This window comes from Asticcacaulis biprosthecium C19 (assembly GCF_000204015.1).
GTDB classification, from domain to species: Bacteria; Pseudomonadota; Alphaproteobacteria; order Caulobacterales; family Caulobacteraceae; genus Asticcacaulis; species Asticcacaulis biprosthecius.
This window is the reverse complement of record NZ_GL883079.1, coordinates 234240-252330: the sequence shown is the minus strand read 5'-3', so window position 1 is coordinate 252330 and position 18091 is coordinate 234240. Positions and strand designations below refer to the sequence as shown.

Here is an 18091-nt window from a genome sequence, read left to right as displayed (position 1 = left end):
CCGGCAACGATCATTGGGACTACCGAAACCTCAAGTCGCTTATTGCCACGGTCTATTACTTGTCCGAGCCCGGCGCGACGGAAGAGCTGCACTACGAGCTGATACCCGGGCGATGGATCGCTTCGGCACCGATCGATGACATCGGCAGGACATGGGCCCAATAGGGTCCGAAGACAATAACGATAGAAATCAGTTGAGCGTGATGAACGACGAATTCGATGCCATTGTCATAGGTTCGGGCATGAGCGGCGGCTGGGCCGCCAAGGAGCTGTGCGAAAAGGGCCTCAAAGTCCTGGTCCTGGAACGCGGGCGCGAACTGAGCGTCGAGAAGGACTATTCCGACATGCTGTCGCCGTGGGAGCGGCCCAATCTCGACCGCATCCCGGAAGACGAGCTCAAAAAGCACTATCCGATGCAGTCGAAGTCCGTCGGCTGGGTCGTGCATGAGACCACCAAGCAGTTCTGGGTCAAGGAGGACGAGCAGCCCTACGAGACGCCGCAAGACGCGCCGTTCGAATGGGTGCGCGGCTATCACAGTGGCGGTAAGTCGTTGATGTGGGGCCGACATTCCTATCGCTTCGGGCCGCAGGATTTCGAAGCCAACAAGAAGGACGGCCACGGCGTCGACTGGCCCATCCGCTATGACGACCTGGCGCCGTGGTACGACCATGTCGAGCGCTTCGCCGGCATTTCGGGCGACCGCGACGGGATCCCGAGCCTGCCCGATGGCGTCTTCCAGCCGGCTTTCGAGCTGACAATGCCGGAAAAAGCCTTCGCCGAGCGGGTCAACAAGGCCTTCCCGACACGCCGCGTCATCGCTGCGCGCGTCGCCCACCTGACGGCGCCGACCCAGGAACAGATGGATCTGGGGCGCGGGCCGTGCCAGGTGCGCGATCACTGCCACCGCGGCTGTTCCTTCGGGGCCTATTTTTCGTCGGTCTCGGCGACGCTGCCGGCGGCGCGCAACACCGGCAACATGACCTTAATCAGCCACGCCATCGTCCATTCGATCGACTATGATCCGGTATCGAAGCGCGCGTCCGGCGTGCGGGTGATCGATGCCAATACGCGCGAGGCCAAAACCTACAGCGCGCGACTGATCTTTTTGAACGCCTCGACGGTCGCCTCGACCCTGATCATGCTGAATTCCCGGTCACAGACCTTTCCGAATGGGTTGGCCAATAGCTCTGGGCAACTAGGTCACAATCTGATGGACCATTTCGGTGGTGCCTGGGCCGGGGGTGAAATGCCGGGCTTCGACGACTATTACTATGCCGGCCGGCGTCCGGGCGGCATCTATATCCCCAATTTCGCCAACGTCACCGAGCACGACAAACCGTTCCTGCGCGGCTACGGCTTCCAGGGCGCATCGTCACGGCCGGGCTGGACCGGTAACCGGCCGGGAATCGGCCAGGATTTCAAGCAGGCCAATCGTGCGCCGGGGTCCTGGAGTATCGGAATCGGCGCGTTCGGCGATATGCTACCCAACTACCGCAACCATATCCGTCTGCACGAGACCAAAACCGACAAGTGGGGCATGCCGGTGGCCATCATCGACTGCCGAATGGGCGAGAACGAGCTGAAGCTGATGCAGGCGGCAGCCAAGGATGCGCGGGACATGCTGACGGCCGGGGGCTGTGTTAATGTTCGGGCCTCAGATGTAACCATGGAATCCCTGACGGCGCCCGGCAACAAGATCCACGAAATGGGCACGGCGCGGATGGGGCGCGATCCGAAGACCTCGGTGCTGAACGGCTGGTGCCAGTCGCACAACGTGCCCAACCTCTTCATCACCGACGGCAGTTGCATGGCCAGCTCGGCGGTGCAGAACCCGTCCCTGACCTACATGGCCTTGACGGCGCGCGCCGCCAACCACGCGACAGAGCTGTTGAAGACGGGTGTGTTGTAGGTTGCGCCTCAAAGCGCATCCCGAAACGCGTGCGCACTTTTTGGGATGCGCTCAAAAAAAAATCTCAGAGCGCCGATCCGATTCTTCCGGATCGAAACGCGCTCTAAAGCGCGACCTTCAGACGTTCCAGGGCGGCGGCCAGCTTCGCCTTGCCGCTCTCGGCTTCGGCCAGGCGTTCGCGGTTTTCCTCGATCACCTCTTCCGGCGCCTTCTTGACGAACTCCGGATTGTCGAGCTTGCGCCTGACGCCGTCGATCGACTTGTCGAAAGCCGCAATGTCTTTCAACAGGCGGGCCTGCTCCGCCTTCAAGTCGATGAATTCGGCAATCGCCAGATGCGCCGTCGCTTCACCCGCCACGAATGGCACCGAACCGGCGGCGGGCGTTTCCGCCGCCTCGACCCTGGACAAACGACCCAGGAACAGAATCAGGTCCTCGTGCGTCGCGATACGCGCACGTGTCACCTCCGATGCCCCCGTCAAAACCAGCGGCGCCCGCGCCGAACCCGGCACGTTCATCTCCGAGCGGATCGAGCGTATCTCGGTGATCAGGTCAATCAGCCAGTTGATCTCGTCGTCGGCCTCGCCATCGACCGCCGACGCATCCGACTTCGGCCAGCTGTGGTTGATCAACATCCCGCCATTTTTTATATTCTGGCCGCCGGTCTGCTGCCACAGTTCCTCGGTAATGAACGGCATGACCGGATGAAGCATAACCATGGCCTGGTCGAGCACCCAGGCCGTCATTGCGCGGATTTCGGTCGTCGCGACTTCGTCGTCGCCGTTCAGAATCGGCTTGGCCAGTTCCAGGTACCAGTCGCAGAAAACGTTCCAGATGAACCGGTACAGCACATTGGCCGCATCGTCGAAGGCACAGGCCTCCAGCGCTGCAGTCAGCGCTGCCTGGGTCTTCTGGACCTCGCCGCGAATCCAACGCGACAGGGTCAGCCTGGCTGACGCTGGGTCGAAGCCGTCGACGCGGGCGCACTCGTTCATCTGGGCAAAACGTGTGGCATTCCACAGCTTGGTGCCAAAATTGCGATAGCCTTCAATGCGTTGTTTCGACAACTTGATGTCGCGCCCCTGGCCCGACATGGCGGTCATGGTGAAACGCAACGCATCGGCGCCGAACTCGTCGATCAGAACCAGCGGGTCCATGACGTTGTTTTTTGACTTCGACATCTTCTGGCCCTTCTCGTCGCGGACAAGGGCATTGATGAAGACGCGCTTGAACGGCGCCTCACCGGTGAAGTGCAGGCCCATCATCATCATCCGGGCGACCCAGAAGAAGATAATGTCGAATCCGGTGATCAGAGTATGGGTCGGGTAGAAGCGCTTCAGGTCGTCAGTCTTGTCCGGCCAGCCCATGGTCGAGAATGGCCACAAGGCCGACGAGAACCAGGTGTCCAGAACGTCCTCGTCCTGCTTCAGCGGTGTCGCCTTGCCATAGTGGGCTTGAGCCGCCTTCAGGGCGTCGGCCTCAGACATCTCGACAAAGATCGTGCCGTCCGGACCGTACCAAGCCGGGATTCGATGCCCCCACCACAGTTGGCGCGACACACACCACGGCTCGATGTTGCGCATCCACTCAAAATAGGTCTTTTCCCACGATTTCGGCTCGAAGACCGTGCGGCCATCCTCGACGGCGCGCACCGCCTCCTTGGCCAGCTCACCGGCATTGACATACCACTGGTCGGTCAGGAACGGCTCAATGACCACGCCGGAACGGTCACCATGGGGGACCATGTGGCGGGTCTTCTCAATTGCCTTCAGCCAGCCCTCTTCTTCGGCGCGCGCGACGATGGCCTTGCGCGCCGCGAAACGGTCCTCATTTTCGTACGGCGCGACGATGATCCGCGCCATCTCGTCCATGACGTTGATCTGAGCCAGATCATGCCGTTTGCCAACCTGGAAGTCGTTGAAATCATGCGCCGGTGTGATCTTGACCGCGCCGGAGCCCTTTTCCGGATCGGCATAGTCGTCGCCGACGATCGGCACGCGCCGACCGGTGATTGGCAGGATGACGTCCTTGCCAATAAGCCCCTTGTAGCGCTCGTCCTCGGGGTGAACGGCGACACCGGAATCCCCCAGCATCGTCTCCGGCCGGGTCGTGGCGACAACGATGTAGTTGCGTGTTTCGACCGTTTCGTTGCCGTCCTCATCCTTGACCGGATGCCCATAGGTAACGCCGTCGGCCAGTTGGTAGGCGAAATGCCAGTAATGGCCGTCGACCTCCTTCTGCTCGACTTCGAGATCTGAAATGGCGGTCTGAAACTGCGGATCCCAGTTGACCAGGCGCTTGTCGCGGTACATCAGCCCGTCGCGATGCAGTTGGACAAAGACCTTGCGCACCGCCGCCGACAGCCCCTCGTCCAGGGTGAAGCGCTCCCGCGACCAGTCACATGAGGCGCCCAAACGACGCAACTGACGCACAATATTGCCGCCCGACTCGGCCTTCCATTCCCAGACCTTGGCGACAAAGGCCTCGCGGCCCATGTCGCGGCGGCCGATATTGCCGGCAGCCGCCAATTGCCGCTCGACCACCATCTGGGTGGCGATACCGGCATGGTCGGTCCCGGGCAGCCAAAGGGCCGCCTTGCCACGCATGCGCTCGAAGCGTGTGAGGACATCCTGGAGCGTGTTGTTCAGCGCATGACCGACGTGCAGATTGCCTGTGACATTGGGGGGCGGGATGACGATGGAAAAGGTTTCCGCTTTCGGGTCGTCGATCGGGGCGAATACGCCCGACTTTTCCCACATCTGATACAGACGGGGTTCAACGGCGGCGGGGTCAAAAGTCTTTTCCAGCATGGTCTTTCAGGAGGTCAAAAACGAAAGGAGATGGCGACGAAAATGAAAAAAGCGGCGTCACAGGACGCCGCTCTTATCAGGTGGTATGGAGGAAATCCAGTTTTACCGGCGGCCCTGTCGTGCAATGCGTTCGACTTCGGCACGTACGGCTTCTTCGACGATGGCTGGCAAGTGCGAGTCCAGCCACTGTTGCAGCAGCGGGCGCAGCAGGTCCTTGGTGACGTCTTCCAGCGTGCGGTCGCTATGCGGCACCAGCAGAGACGACGTCAGTGAACCGAACGCCGAAGCGGCACTCGATTCCGTACGCTCGCTGACGAGCGACTCGCGGCGCGGTTCCGGCTTGTAGACGGGCGTGGGCGTCGGGGCCGGCTCCGGCCTGATCGGCTCATAGGCGTCGATGTCACCAATCGAGATGGTGGGCGCCGCATCGTAGGTTTCGGTTAGCTCCAGGACGTCCTCTTCTGGTTCTTCCTCAATGACCGGCAGGGGTTCGGGTTCCGGCTCGGGCTCGGGGGCCGCGGCAACCGGCGCGGGCTTCTCGGCTTCCGGCGCGTCATCTTCCGAGATGATACGGCGGATAGAGGCGAGAATTTCCTCCATGGTCGGTTCGTGTGCGGATTGTTCTGCCATGTTTTTAAGCGCCTGCGAATCGGATTTCAAAACTGAAGTCGCGGTAAGGGTGACATGTGTTCGACCACCTTGGCAACACTCCAGACAGGGTTTGCGGGGCGAATTTCGTCGAAAAGGCTAATTTTTCTGTGATAAAGCGAACGCCTGCGACGGATCGCAGGCGTCACTTCGCATAAAATTCCAATGCGTTTTACTTGCTGCCGCCGGCAGCCAGTCCGTCCAGCGCCCGCGATACCGGCTCCAGAGGAGTCCACCCCTTCGACTTGACGTTGTTGAAGTTTTCCTGCGGGTCGTACACTTCGATGCTCGGCACGAATGCCTGCACCGTCATGCCACCCATGACCGACAGCAACTGGCTGGCGGCGACATACTGGGTGCGCTCGGCCTCCAGCAGTTGCAACTGGGCCGACTTCAGTTCCTGCTGCGCGTTCAGAACTTCGATATTGGTGCGCAGGCCGACCTGCTGCTCGGTCTTGACCCCCTCGGCGGCGACCTGAGCGGCACGGACCTGCTCCTGGTTGGACGACACGGCCGAACGGGCAGCGATCATCTGCGACCAGGCCTGGGACACGGACGATACCACGGCACGGCGCGTGATTTCCGTGCTGATCTTCTGGGCATTGTAGTTTTCAGCCGCCTCGCGGACGCGCGAACCGTTGAGACCGGCGCTAAACAGAGGCACATTGAAGCGCAATGTCGCCGTAGCACCGGCGGCGTCACCGAAACCACCGAGATCGTCGGTCGGCGTGGTGCCGCTGTAGACGGCGCCCAGCGACACGGTCGGGCCGAACACCGAACGGGCAGCGCCCAGATTGGCCTTGGCGGCGTCTTCCGCATAGAGCGAGGCCTGAAGGTCCGGATTGTTGCGCTCGGCGGTCTGCAGGGCAGTATTGAAATCAGCCGGCAGCCCCGGAAGAACCGGTTCCGCTTCCAGGCCGATCGGCGCTTGGCCGACAATGGCGACATACTGGGCGCGGTCAGCGTCCAGCTGCGCCTGGGCCTGGGCCAGCGACGCGGCTGAGGCCGACAGGCGGGCCTGGGACTGGGCGACGTCGGTGCGAGTCAGCTGACCGGCATCGAACTGGGCCTGTGTCTGTTCAAGCTGTTGCTTCAGGATGTCGTAATTGTCCTGCGAAATCTTCAGCGCCTGCTGATCACGGCGCACGGCCGTATAGACCTGGATGACGTCCAGCAGCACCTGGGATTCGGTCGAGCGCAGATCCTGCTGCCCGGCCCGGATATTGGCCTCCGAAGCGCGCAATGAGTTGGTCAGGCCGCCCGAGGTGAAAATATTCTGGTCGGCACTGACCGACAGCGACGTGTTCGAACGCTGGTTGCCTGGCTGGAACGAGGTGTCGGTGTCTGTGTAGTTGACGCTTCCGCCGACGCTGAGCGACGGACCAAACTCCGAACGCGTCTGGACGTAACGTTCGTCCGCCGCGCGCTGGGCCGCGCGGGCGCGCGCCAGGGTCGGATTCTGGTTATAGGCCTGGGCGATCGCCTCATTCAGGCTTTCCGCACTGACAGCCGTGGCGGCGCCCAGGGCCAGCACCGACGCGGTTACCAATGTTCCCAGCCCCAAGGCCAAACCTGAGGCCAAACCCGAGGAAAAAGAACGTCCGAACTTCAACATGGTCATCATGTACCCCGATAGTAACTCCGGCTGCGCCGGCAGGTCGAGCGGGTGGTCCAGACCACCCTGCCCGTCAATTGCGTAAAACTTGCGGACTCTTCCTGCCAGACATTTTTAGACTTGGCGAGTTAAGCTTTATTCATTTGCCGTTTCAGGCGTATCTAAAATGCCGGCCGTCGCACGGTTGCATCACTCTACCCTGCAACGACGCGTTTTTGGCAGCACTCTTTCAGAATTCGAAACTGGGCGTGCGCGCAAAGCCCGGCAGGGTCGACGGCGACGAATCGAAGACCTCACGTTCCGAGAAACCGGCTTCCAGACGGATATAGAGCCGCGCGCGGCCGATCTTGCTGTCTTTCAGCACCACCGCCAGGCGACCGCCGACCTTCAACGCCTTCAACCAGGCGGCCGGTAGTTCGGCGACGGCGCCTTCGATGACGATGACATCGTAGTCGCGGCCCGCCGGAATCTTGAGGTCGTTGGTCTCGATCCTGACGCCCAGTTCCTTCAGGTAGGGTTCAACCACCGCCTGGGCGCGCGGATCGGCTTCCTGGGCCGTGACCGTGAGACCGGCATGGGCCAGAACAGCGGCGGCATAGGGCGCGGCGATCGCCAGGGCGGTTTCGCCGGCGCGCGGTTCGAGCGATTGCAGCAGCTTGGCGACGTCGCGCGGCGCCATCAGCACCCGACCCGGCGCGATGGCGACCTCGACATCACCATAGGCGGCAAAGCCCTGGGACGGCGCGCACAGGCGCTCGCGCGAAACATGGCGCATGGCCAGTTGCAGCGCGGTATCGGTGACATCGTTCACCCGGACCTGGGATTCGACCATGTTCTGACGGGCGGCGTGGAAATCCATGGGATAAGTTCTCGAAAAAGGACGCGGACTCGTATGCGCTCTTATAGGCATGCGCGCGCCAGACTGCAATTACCCTGCGCCGCAAATTGCGCCGTGCGACGAGAGCAAAGGCGGTAAATATTCCTCAGGAATTTTCATATAAGCAATTGCGATGAACGGGACGATCTGATAGCTGATCGCCCTTCGCTCCAGTGAGGCCTGATGGCGGAGCGGTTACGCACCGGATTGCAAATCCGTGAAGCCCGGTTCGACTCCGGGTCAGGCCTCCATTCTCCCCTGTACAAACGCGCCCACCCGCGGCTAAGTTGCCGCGGTCGAGGGAGTGCGTCGTGAAGACACGTTATGTGGCCGCCGGGTCTTTGGCCGCGGCATCCGCCATCCTGTATGTCATGAATGCGTCCTGGCTGGCCTCTGCGCCGGACTCGCAGCCGCAATTGCTGGCGCACCGCGGCGTCTATCAGCATTACAATCGCGACGGCCTGAAGAACGACACCTGTACTGCGACGCGAATCGCCAAGCCGACCCACGACTATCTGGAAAACACTCTGCCATCGATGCGCGCAGCCTTCGACGCTGGCGCTGATGCGGTCGAGATCGACATTCATCCCACGACAGACGGCGATTTTGCCGTCTTTCACGACTGGACCGTAGACTGCCGCACCGATGGCAAGGGCGTCACCCGCGAGCACAGCCTTGCGGCATTGAAGGCGCTGGATATCGGCTACGGCTATACGCACGACGGCGGCAAGACCTTCCCTTTCCGCGGCCGGTTCAAAGCACAGATGCCGTCCCTGTCCGAAGTCCTGACGGCCTTCCCCGACAAGGCCTTCCTGATCAACATCAAGAGCAACAGTCCGCGCGAATCTGAGAAACTGGACGCATGGCTGCGTGAGCATCCAGAGGCCCATCCGCAACGGCTGAGCGTCTTCGCCGGCGAGCGTTCGGCCCAGCGCCTGGCCGAACTGCGCCCGGACCTTAAGCCGGTCAGCAAACAGGCCCTGAAAACCTGTGGTTTCACTTACATCGCGCTTGGCTGGAGCGGCTACGTCCCCAAGGCCTGCCACAACACCACCGTCTACGTGCCGCAGAACCTCACCTGGGTGATGTGGGGCTACCCCAATCGCCTGCAGGAACGTTTCGCAAAAGCTGGAAGTTACATCTATCTCGTTGGCCCGATGAAGAGCACCAACGGCCTCCCCAGCATCAATACGCCGGAAGATTACGCCAAGGTGCCGAAATCGTGGCGCATGGGAGTAGCCACCGATTCGATCGAGGTTATCGGCCCGCTGGCAAAAAGCCGTTGATCAGGCCGCCCGCACCGACGTCAGGAATGTGCCGATCTCACGCCGCAGCGAGGCCGAAACTTCGCTGACCGACTTGGCCTCTTCGAAGACCACGCTGGCAACCTGGCCGGTTTCGCTCGCGACATTGCGCACCGAATCGATATCATCTCCAACGCTCTGCGAGCCCGCAGCCAGATTTTCCACCGTATCGGCGATGCGTGACGTCGCCATCTGCTGGGCAGCCACCGAACGGGCGATGTCATCGGCGCCGGCGCGAAGCTCACCGATCGTGGTGACGATCGCAGCGATGGCGGACCGGGCGCCGTTGGCATCGGCCTGTATCTGTTGAACCTTCGCCGTAATGTCCCGGGTGGCCTTTTCGGTCTGTTGCGACAAGGTCTTGACCTCGGAGGCGACAACAGCAAAGCCAGCGCCATGCTCCCCGGCCCGCGCCGCTTCGATGGTGGCGTTCAGCGCCAGGAGGTTGGTCTGCTGGGCAATCGAGGTGATCATATCGACCACAGCGGTGATTTCGTCGGCGCTGCGGCCCAGTCGCGTCATCATCGCCGATGTGGCTTCGGCCTCAGCCGAGGCACGCGCCGACACCTGGGTCGATTCGTGGGGCGAGTTGGCGATTTCGTTAGCGGTCTGGGACAACTCCATCACCGTAGACGCGACCTTCTGGGCGTTCTGCGAGGTTTCTATGGCCACAGAAGCGACCTTTCCGGCGCTCTCGGAAGCCGAAAACGCCGATTGACTCATATGTTCTGCCGAGGACGTCATGGCATTGGATGAACGCGTCAGTGCGTCAAACAGACCCGAGACCTGCTGCTCCAGCTTTGTCGCCAGGGCCTGGACCGAGGTGCGCCGCTCGTCGTCAAGCGCTGCTGCCATTTGCGCGGCTTCTTCGTCGCGTACAGCCTGGACCTCCGCGCGGTTGCGCAGCGAATCGATGTCGCGGTCCATTTCGCTAACCCCCGCGGCCAGCCGCCGCCCCGTCAGTACCAGTCCGACAACGGCGAGAGCCACAACGGTAAGGGCTGCAACCAGCATCAGAACGTTCAACGGAAATGCGGCCAGGACCGCGAGCCCCCCAGCGCCGACCACGACCACAGTCAGGAGGACGCGGATGCGGGACAGTTGGGCAGACAGGCGCACGGCGTATTCCTCTGTGTTGTTTCGCGGAGCTTCATATCCGGCTGGTTAATTAGTCATGAACGGTATTCCACCCTGTTTATTTTTCGCCAACCAAGAGAATTTACGCTTCATTAACCCGACATCCGCAATAACGGCGTTGTCTTTGCTTTTTTGAAGACACCCACCATCACCAAACTCAAAAGCCCGGGCGTATGTTCGGGCTTTTTTTGTGCCCTGAATGATTGTCGAAGTTTTGTTGTGAAAAATCTGCATTCAGGCTTGCCATGCCCCTCAAAGCCTTGCTATAGGGCGCGCCTTGCCAAGGCCTGAGGTCATTCCCCGATAGCTCAGTTGGTAGAGCAGTCGACTGTTAATCGACTTGTCACAGGTTCGAGTCCTGTTCGGGGAGCCAGGCTTTTTCTTCCGATGAAAAAGCAAACTGCATACGCCACATATCGGGGCTTTGCATTTCCTCGCCTCGCATCCGATATCAAACTTACGGCCCTGATCCGATAGTACGCCCAGGCTTTTACCCCGGAGGCGTCCATGTCCTATCGTTCAGCGTCAACGACCATGTTCGCCCTGCTGGCCTTGGTTCTGATCGCCGTCACCGCCATCCTGGTCATCAACATGCCGCAGACCAGCCTGGCCGCCCCCACCGTCGACACCAGCACCTATTATGTCCCTGCGGCCGACGAACCGGCCGTCATTGACGCCCATATCGAAGCCCGCCAGGACGCTTAGCCCGGAGCTTAGCACGGAGGCTTAGCCCGGAGGCTTAACGAGAACGCTTAGATGGATTGCCGTCTAGGATTTGCCATAGAGACCGTGTTATAAGGCGCGGTCTCTTTTCAGGTAATTCCCATGCTGCGTTACGACTCGATTTCCGCCACTCCCGCCAACGACTACCCCTTCCGTAATCTCATCGGCGCCGATATCCTGCCGACGGAACTGGAAGGCGAGATCGAACGCGACTTCCCCCAGATCAACAAGACCGGCTTCATGCGCCCTGAGGATTTTCCGATGGGCCCCGCCTTCCGGACTCTGCTCGAAGAGGTTCGCAGCGAGGCTTTCGCCAGGGCCGTGGGCGACAAACTTGGCGTTGACCTGGTCGGAAAGCCCTCCTGGGTTACGGTGCGAAAATGGTCAGCGCTGAAAGATGGCCGGACGCATACCGACGGCGCCGATAAACTGGCGTCTGCTCTGATCTACCTCAACCGCGAAGGCGCCAGCGGCGGCAACCTGCGGTTCCTGGAAGGCCCTGATCAGGATGGTCCGGGCACCGAAGAGGTCAATCCGGGCTACGGCCACTTCATCGCCTTTCCGCGCCTCGACAATTCGTGGCATGGCCATAAGCCCTTCGAAGGCGAACGGCGGGTGATTCAGATTGCCTGGCTGGTCAGTGACGATGCCGTCGCCCGCAAGGCCAAGCGTCACGGCATTACCGAATTCCTGAAAAAACTGTTCTCATCGACCAAGCAGAAGCAGGACGAGATGATGTAAGACGCGCGGCGATCAAAATACGATCGTCGTTTGCACGCCCCCACCCGGCAGGGTCCAGTCGACTCGCCATGCGCCGTCAACCGGCGTGATGCGATCGCCGGGAGCAGGCAGCGATACCGGAATGGTCCGCTTTTCGGACTGCTTGTCCGTCTCGATTTCGATCTCCAGCCCCGTTTCAAGTTCACCGGGCGCGGCAATCTGGCCTGTCACCTGATAGCGACCCTGGTCATCGCTTTGGCTGCGTCCGATGATGATGCCGCTGACGACCAGATTGACCGTCGTTGTCGGCGCCACGTGGCCTGCTACGGCAATGCCACCGGTACTGTCGTAATCGGCAGCCGCCAGAATCAGTTTTTCCTTCGATAGCGACCGCGCCGCACCGCCAGGCAACAACATGGCGGCCTTGTCCGGCCGCCCACGCGGCACGAACAGCCGTCCTTCTGCGCGCATGGTCCGTCCACGCTGGTCGATCTGCACGCTGTCAGGCGCTTGTGATGTCGCGGTTTCGGCGTCACGGTCGCGTTCCGAATCCACGGTCAGGTCATACAGCCCCCCATTGACGCCGATCGGCACCTCAGGAACGCGGAACTGGCCCGTCTTGTCCGCCTCGTCGCCGAGATAGGACCTGACGCTCTGACCGGCCGCGTTGGTGCCGGAATAGATAAGATTTACACGGCCTCTCTGGGTTGCCTGGCCGAAGACGACGAAGACCTCGCCTTCCTGGATGACGGAAGTGACCTCCGGGACGCGACTGTAACCGCGGGCGCGCAGTTCAGCCGCCGCCGCAGCTTCAGCGCTGGGCTTCACAGGCTGACAGGCCGTCAGTCCCAGCAGAATCGCCGCCATCGCAGGCGCAGTTGTGACCGCAAATCTTTTCACGTTGGTCGCCGTATTCCCTTTTCGTTTTCACTTTTAGCGGGTTAGATACCGCTTGTGCAAAAAAAACGAAGCAAGTTAAACTGGTGTGTAACGAGGTAGCGAAGACAATGCCCCTGTCCAAATCCGATATCAAATCCGTTTGTGTGTTCTGCGGCTCATCCTTCGGCAACGATCCATCCTATCGCCAGGCTGCACTGGACTTGGGCCAGGTTCTGGCCGGGGCAGGTTTGCGCCTGGTCTACGGCGGCGGCGGGGTTGGCCTCATGGGCGAAACCGCCCGCGCCGTCCACGATGCCGGCGGCAAGGTGCTGGGCATCATGCCGCAATTCCTGCGCAGCCGCGAAATCGTCTATGACGACGTCGAGACCCGCATGGTCACCAACATGCACGAGCGCAAGATGATGATGTTCGAAGAATCGGACGCGTTCATCGTCCTGCCGGGTGGCGTGGGCACGTTGGAAGAAGTTATCGAACTGATGTCATGGCGACGCCTGGATTTGCACAAAAAGCCTGTGATCTTTCTGAATGTGAATGGGTTTTGGGATCCGTTCTTTGCGCTGATCGACCACACCCTGGCGACCGAATTCACCCCGACGAGCTTCCGCAACACCTACCACAGCGTCGATACAGTCGAAGGCGTCCTGCCGGCCATTGCCGGCATGGCCACGGTTGACGTGGATATCGATACGCGTAGGGTCGTCTAGCCTCATGCCAAAACGTGGCCAGAAACCTTCTTTGGCATGAGGCGTCCAAAATCACTTACAGGGGGCGCACCCAGATATTGCGGAAGCGCACGGCATCGCCGTGGTCCTGCAGTTTGATCGGCGCGCAGTCGTGCTTTTCGTACAGCGGATGACCGATCCAGGCGGTTGGTCCTGCGATCTCGAACCCATTCTGCACCACCACCCCGTTGTGCAGCACGGTCACGCGGGCCTTTTCGCTAACCTGGCCGGCAGAGTCAAACTTCGGCGCCTTGTAGATGATGTCGTAGGTCTGCCAGGTCTGGGGCGGCCGTGAGGCGTTTACGAGCGGCACAGACTGCTTATAGACCGATCCGGCCTGGCCGTTGACATAGGTGCCTGCCTGGTAGGAATCGAGCACCTGGACCTCGTAGCGCTCCTGCAGGAAGACACCGCTGTTGTTGCGCGCCTGGCCGGTCGGAGCGTTCTGCGCCGGTACGGCCGGGGTCATCCACTCAACATGCAACTGAACATCGCAAAAGCTCTGTTTGGTGCGGATGTCACCCGTACCCTTGGTTGCTTCCAGCGCGCCATCGACCAGTTTCCACGGGGCGGGACCGCCTTTGACGGCCTCCCAGGAAACGAGGTTGCCGCCGTCAAACAGGATGACGGCGTCGGACGGCACCGGTCCTGTCGTATCGACGGCCTTGGGCACAGGCGTGTAGACTTCGGTGGCTTTGGACTTATCATAGTCGCTCTGGGCACAGGCGGCACTGGCAGCCGCCCACAGGCCGAGGATCAAAAGCTTTTTCATGGCTGGCACCGTTCATAGTCGAAGTTGATGGTCTTGGTTTGGCCGTCGATAACACCTTCGATATGGGCGTGCAGGCCGTTTGTGCCCTTGCGGTAGACGACCCGCTGCGGGAAGTCATGTCCCGACTGTTCGAAGACGATTTCATCGGCGGTCTGCGTCTTGACGGGAAAGCTGGCGCCTTCCTGACCGGACGGATCGGCAGTGAAGGTCAGGACGCCGTCGGGCGAATCGATTTTCATGAATTCGTAATTGCGCAAAGCGTTGTCGGCGTCGCGGACCGTTCGGCCGACGCCCAGAAGCGCGCCGCCGGAGGGCGCCAGCCAGGTTTCTTCGAGAGTCACGCCCATCGCCTTCTGTACCCAGCATCCGGTGAGCCAGGTGAGCTCAGTGACACTTCCGGCATGCGCCGGCGCGGTAAGCAGCGTCAACACCGCAGCCACAGCGATCGATTTGAACTCCATGACAATCTCCATGTTCAGGCGCGATCCTGTCACGCCCTGCGTGGAAGCTCAAGGGTTCAGGAATCGGCGCTTTGCGGATTGCGGAGCCGGTTGGAGATGCTGAAGATATTTTCGCCCTTGAGAATGAAATCGCGGTCCAGGCCTGCCAGGACGCGCAGTGCGTTCTGAGAGGTCTTTTGGCGTGGGAGCATCCAGTCGTGAAATTCGATAATCACAACGGGGAATTTGTCGACCCATTCCGTATCGCTGGAAAAAAGCTGCGCCTCGAAACCTTCGATATCGATCTTGACGATGAAGGGCTTTTCGCCACGCGTCTCGGCCTCCCGCAGAAGGTCGTTCATCGAAACCAGAGGTGTCGTGCCTGTGTCGCTGACACGGGTACGGAAGGCATCATGCCCCAGTCCGGTATCGATCGTATCGGCCATGCCGCTTTGATTGGAGACCCCGGCCAGGATGGGACGGACATTGCCGAGTTGGGCGCAGTTACGCTCCAGAACCGCGAAATTCCCCGCTTCCGGCTCGATGGCGACCACGGTGGCCTGGGGGTAGGTCTGACCGAAATAGACCGTCGCCGAACCAATATTGGCACCGCAGTCCACGATGAAAGGGCGCGCCTTATCGCGCACGATATCGTCGAAAGCCTTCGTGATACAGGCCTCGCGCTTCATTTTACGGAAACTGTAGGGCTCGTCGAGAAACATGTAATTGTACATGTTCATATCATGACGGTCACGGGCAAACAGTTGCAGAGGTGATTGCCCGTCCTTGGCCAGCAGAACCTGACGCGACAGAAAAGGCGGCGTCACCAGTGCGAAGCGACAGCGCTTGCGGGTAACCCAGCGCGTAACGCCGCGGAGCCACAGCCCCACGAGATTTCCGGTAAATTGATGCATCGCCTCCCCTATGGCCCCGATCAGTCGTCGCGATGGACGCGCTCGGAACGCTCATGACGTTCCTGGGCCTCGATCGACAGCGTAGCGGTCGGACGGGCTTCCAGACGGCCAAGGCCGATCGGCTCGCCGGTCTCTTCACAATAGCCGTAGGAGCCGTCGTCGATACGCGAAATCGCCTCATCGATCTTGGAGATCAGCTTGCGCTGACGGTCGCGGGTACGCAATTCCAGCGCCCGGTCCGATTCGGAGGAAGCGCGGTCCACCAGGTCCGGGTGGTTCTCCGTTTCCTTCTGCATAATATTGACAGTTTCCTTGGCGCCTCTGAGGATCTCATCCTTCCAGGCGTTCAGCTTGGCGCGATAATAGGCCAGCTGACGGGCATTCATATAATCTTCGTCCTCGGAAGGACGATAGCTTGTGGCCAGTTCCGGCACATCTGTAGACGGCATAAGCTTGTCGGACCCCTAAAATCGAACACCAAACCCCGAAAATGCGCCTAGCCGCACATTTCACGGATACTCTCAAGCAAGAACAGTACCATCCGTACCGCCGTCTGGATGTGGGCGGCTTATAGAGCCGCAGGATAACCCTGTGAAGTGAATTTTCTTTTGCTGCGCTGCGAGATTATTGAAGGTTTTGCAACATTTAAGCGCTCAAGCGCCGCGGGAAGGACTTGCTCTCAGGCGCCGTATGGCTGGCGCAACAATGCGCAGCGGCCGAAAACCATTTCCTGTCGCCCGCTGCGTACAATTTATGCCTGAAGGCAGTCATTGTTCCGCCTACATCAGCTTCCGCTTGGCCAGTTCGACAAAGGCCCGGGTTTCGATTTCGTTCAGCAAGCCCTGGAGACGATCGTCGTTCAGGTCTTCGCGGTGCTGGGCAATAAGGCTTTGCAGCCGCAAAAGGGCTTCGTCATTGATATCGCCCGACAGAACGCTGACCTTCAGATCGTCCAGTGCATCCAGCATGTCATGCGAGCGCTTGATCTGGCGGCGGCGACGACCGGTCAGGACGTCTTCCTCCCCCTGCAAGGCCAGAAGGGCATCCATACCGACCATGCCGAAGGCCGCCGAGGCCTGGGCCGTCGCGGCGGACTTAGGCGCCTCACCCGACTTGGCCATGGAAAAATCGCCACCGGCACGCCTGGGCCCACCCGTCGCGGCGGGAATATTCATGCCGGTTGCCGGATTGATCCTGAAATTCATGACGCACCTTTGAATTGGGCCGTATTGGACAAAGCATGGCGCGAATTCTGCGTCGAAGGCCGGACATACTGCGGCCATTAGGCCAATATTGCCGCATGAGGGTAAGCGAAGCCTTAACGGCTCGGCAAGAATTTCCGCGCGCCCTCTCCCTTGAAAACTCGCGTCCGACAACGCCCTGACTCCAAAAGGAATTTCATCGCTTTCCGGCTGGCACGAAAATCGCATTCAGACAGCGACTTACGTGGTTAACCGGCGAGTGAATGATGCGCATCCAGTGGAAACAGACTTTTGCCGCCATCCTGATCGGCCTGGCGGCCGCCAGCGGCGCCCAGGCGGCATCGCGCATCAAGGATGTCGTCGAGGTAGAAGGCGTGCGCGGCAACCAGTTGGTCGGCTACGGCATCGTCGTGGGTCTCAATGGCACCGGCGACACCGTCCGCAACTCGCCCATGCTGAAACAAAGCATGGAAGCCATGATGGAACGGCTGGGGATCAATGTCCGCGACGCCAATCTGAACACCAAGAACGCCGCCGCCGTCATGGTCACGGCGGAACTGCCCCCCTTCGCCGCGCCTGGGTCGCGGCTCGATATTACCGTGTCCGCAGCCGGTGACGCCAAGAGCCTGCTCGGCGGCACTCTGCTGGTCACACCGCTGATCGGTGCCGATGGCGAAGTCTATGCAGTGGCGCAAGGCACGGTGCAGACGGGTTCGGTTTCGGCCGGCGGCGCCTCGGGCTCGTCGGTGACCAAGGGCGTTCCCACTGCGGGGCGCATTTCGTCGGGTGGCATCATCGAGCGCCAGACAGCGTTCGACTTCAACAGCCAGCCCGTCGTCCGCCTGACCCTGCGCAACCCGGACTTTACGACCGCCCAGCGGATCGCTGCGGCGATCACAGCCCAATACCCCGGCACAGCCGTGGCGGAAAACCCGTCTGTCGTCGCCATCCGTGCCCCGGCGGGCCAGACCATGATGAGCTTCGTAACCCTGATCGAACCCTTGTCTGTCGATATCGACGTTCCGGCCAGGGTCGTGATCGATGAGGTCAACGGTGTTATCGTCATGGGCGAGAACGTCCGCATATCGCGTGTTGCCATTGCCCAGGGCAATCTCACTATCCGCGTCGACGAACGCCCGGATGTCAGCCAGCCCGCTCCGTTCTCCCAGGGGCAAACGGCGACCATTCCGGCCACCGACATCAGTATCGAAGAGGAAAAGGGCAAGCAACTTCTGCAACTGGGCGGCGGCTCTACCCTGTCCGACCTGGTCGCCGGTCTCAACGCCCTGGGTGTCAGCCCCCGCGACATGATCTCCATCCTTCAGGCCATCAAGGCGTCAGGTGCGCTCCAGGCCGACATCCAAGTCATGTAATTGGTCAAGTCATGTAATTGGTCAAG

17 protein-coding genes and 2 tRNA genes are annotated in these 18091 nt (G+C 60.7%); 8 read left to right on the top strand and 11 right to left on the bottom strand.

Annotation, left to right across the window (positions count from 1 at the left end; all coding sequences use genetic code 11):
- Nucleotides 1–202 precede the first annotated feature (202 nt).
- Complete coding sequence (locus ABI_RS16350; protein ID WP_040309522.1) at nucleotides 203–1909, top strand: GMC oxidoreductase; 1707 nt, start codon at nucleotides 203–205, stop codon at nucleotides 1907–1909.
- Nucleotides 1910–2012: 103 nt separating this feature from the next.
- Here ABI_RS16350 and ABI_RS16345 read toward each other — a convergent pair whose 3' ends face one another.
- From ABI_RS16345 to ABI_RS16330, 4 genes are all read right to left on the bottom strand, one after another.
- Nucleotides 2013–4718 carry a valine--tRNA ligase gene (locus tag ABI_RS16345; RefSeq protein ID WP_006274153.1) on the bottom strand — a complete coding sequence of 902 codons (2706 nt, stop codon included), beginning with the start codon at nucleotides 4716–4718 and terminating at the stop codon, nucleotides 2013–2015.
- A gap of 102 nt (nucleotides 4719–4820) precedes the next feature.
- On the bottom strand, nucleotides 4821–5348 hold the full coding sequence (locus ABI_RS16340) for a DUF2497 domain-containing protein (protein ID WP_006274152.1): 528 nt from the start codon (nucleotides 5346–5348) through the stop codon (nucleotides 4821–4823).
- A 190-nt stretch (nucleotides 5349–5538) separates the two neighbouring features.
- Entirely contained in the window at nucleotides 5539–6987 is a 1449-nt protein-coding gene (locus tag ABI_RS16335) for a TolC family outer membrane protein (RefSeq protein ID WP_245531376.1), read from the bottom strand.
- 223 nt (nucleotides 6988–7210) lie between these two features.
- Nucleotides 7211–7840, bottom strand: coding sequence for a protein-L-isoaspartate O-methyltransferase family protein (locus ABI_RS16330; protein ID WP_006274150.1), 630 nt, complete (start codon nucleotides 7838–7840; stop codon nucleotides 7211–7213).
- Nucleotides 7841–8035: 195 nt separating this feature from the next.
- Here ABI_RS16330 and ABI_RS16325 point away from each other — a divergent pair.
- Together ABI_RS16325 and ABI_RS16320 are read left to right on the top strand one after the other, a co-directional pair.
- A tRNA-Cys gene (locus ABI_RS16325) sits at nucleotides 8036–8109 on the top strand.
- A 60-nt stretch (nucleotides 8110–8169) separates the two neighbouring features.
- Nucleotides 8170–9144: a glycerophosphodiester phosphodiesterase family protein gene (locus ABI_RS16320; protein WP_040309521.1), complete on the top strand. Its 975-nt coding sequence runs from the start codon at nucleotides 8170–8172 to the stop codon at nucleotides 9142–9144.
- Here ABI_RS16320 and ABI_RS16315 read toward each other — a convergent pair whose 3' ends face one another.
- Entirely contained in the window at nucleotides 9145–10281 is a 1137-nt protein-coding gene (locus ABI_RS16315) for a methyl-accepting chemotaxis protein (protein ID WP_006274148.1), read from the bottom strand.
- A gap of 315 nt (nucleotides 10282–10596) precedes the next feature.
- Between ABI_RS16315 and ABI_RS16310 the strand changes: the two genes are divergently transcribed.
- The 3 genes from ABI_RS16310 (at nucleotide 10597) to ABI_RS16300 (ending at nucleotide 11763) form a co-directional block, all read left to right on the top strand.
- Nucleotides 10597–10672: transfer RNA gene (locus tag ABI_RS16310), tRNA-Asn, on the top strand.
- Between the two features lie 134 nt (nucleotides 10673–10806).
- Nucleotides 10807–11004, top strand: a complete 198-nt coding sequence (locus ABI_RS16305; protein ID WP_006274147.1) for a hypothetical protein — start codon at nucleotides 10807–10809, stop codon at nucleotides 11002–11004.
- 120 nt (nucleotides 11005–11124) lie between these two features.
- Entirely contained in the window at nucleotides 11125–11763 is a 639-nt protein-coding gene (locus ABI_RS16300; protein ID WP_006274146.1) for a 2OG-Fe(II) oxygenase, read from the top strand.
- 12 nt (nucleotides 11764–11775) lie between these two features.
- Here the strand turns inward: ABI_RS16300 and ABI_RS16295 are convergent, their stop codons facing one another.
- Nucleotides 11776–12642: a hypothetical protein gene (locus ABI_RS16295; protein ID WP_157138965.1), complete on the bottom strand. Its 867-nt coding sequence runs from the start codon at nucleotides 12640–12642 to the stop codon at nucleotides 11776–11778.
- 107 nt (nucleotides 12643–12749) lie between these two features.
- On the opposite strand from ABI_RS16295, the gene ABI_RS16290 reads away from it, so the two are divergent.
- The gene (locus ABI_RS16290) at nucleotides 12750–13346 is read left to right on the top strand and encodes an LOG family protein (protein WP_006274144.1); all 597 of its coding nucleotides are present in this window, start codon (nucleotides 12750–12752) and stop codon (nucleotides 13344–13346) included.
- A 55-nt stretch (nucleotides 13347–13401) separates the two neighbouring features.
- Here ABI_RS16290 and ABI_RS16285 read toward each other — a convergent pair whose 3' ends face one another.
- The 5 genes from ABI_RS16285 to ABI_RS16265 form a co-directional block, all read right to left on the bottom strand.
- Nucleotides 13402–14136: a 3-keto-disaccharide hydrolase gene (locus tag ABI_RS16285; RefSeq protein ID WP_040309520.1), complete on the bottom strand. Its 735-nt coding sequence runs from the start codon at nucleotides 14134–14136 to the stop codon at nucleotides 13402–13404.
- On the bottom strand, nucleotides 14133–14597 hold the full coding sequence (locus tag ABI_RS16280) for a DUF6265 family protein (RefSeq protein ID WP_006274141.1): 465 nt from the start codon (nucleotides 14595–14597) through the stop codon (nucleotides 14133–14135). Before ABI_RS16280 ends, ABI_RS16285 begins: the two co-directional genes overlap by 4 nt.
- A 56-nt stretch (nucleotides 14598–14653) precedes the next feature.
- On the bottom strand, nucleotides 14654–15490 hold the full coding sequence (locus ABI_RS16275) for an FkbM family methyltransferase (RefSeq protein WP_050808329.1): 837 nt from the start codon (nucleotides 15488–15490) through the stop codon (nucleotides 14654–14656).
- A 20-nt stretch (nucleotides 15491–15510) separates the two neighbouring features.
- Entirely contained in the window at nucleotides 15511–15939 is a 429-nt protein-coding gene (gene dksA / locus ABI_RS16270) for an RNA polymerase-binding protein DksA (protein ID WP_006274139.1), read from the bottom strand.
- 330 nt (nucleotides 15940–16269) lie between these two features.
- Nucleotides 16270–16695, bottom strand: a complete 426-nt coding sequence (locus tag ABI_RS16265) for a flagellar assembly protein FliX (RefSeq protein WP_006274138.1) — start codon at nucleotides 16693–16695, stop codon at nucleotides 16270–16272.
- Nucleotides 16696–16958: 263 nt separating this feature from the next.
- On the opposite strand from ABI_RS16265, the gene ABI_RS16260 reads away from it, so the two are divergent.
- A complete protein-coding gene (locus tag ABI_RS16260) occupies nucleotides 16959–18065 on the top strand; it encodes a flagellar basal body P-ring protein FlgI (protein ID WP_006274137.1) in 1107 nt (368 codons plus the stop codon).
- The last annotated feature ends 26 nt before the right edge of the window (nucleotides 18066–18091 follow it).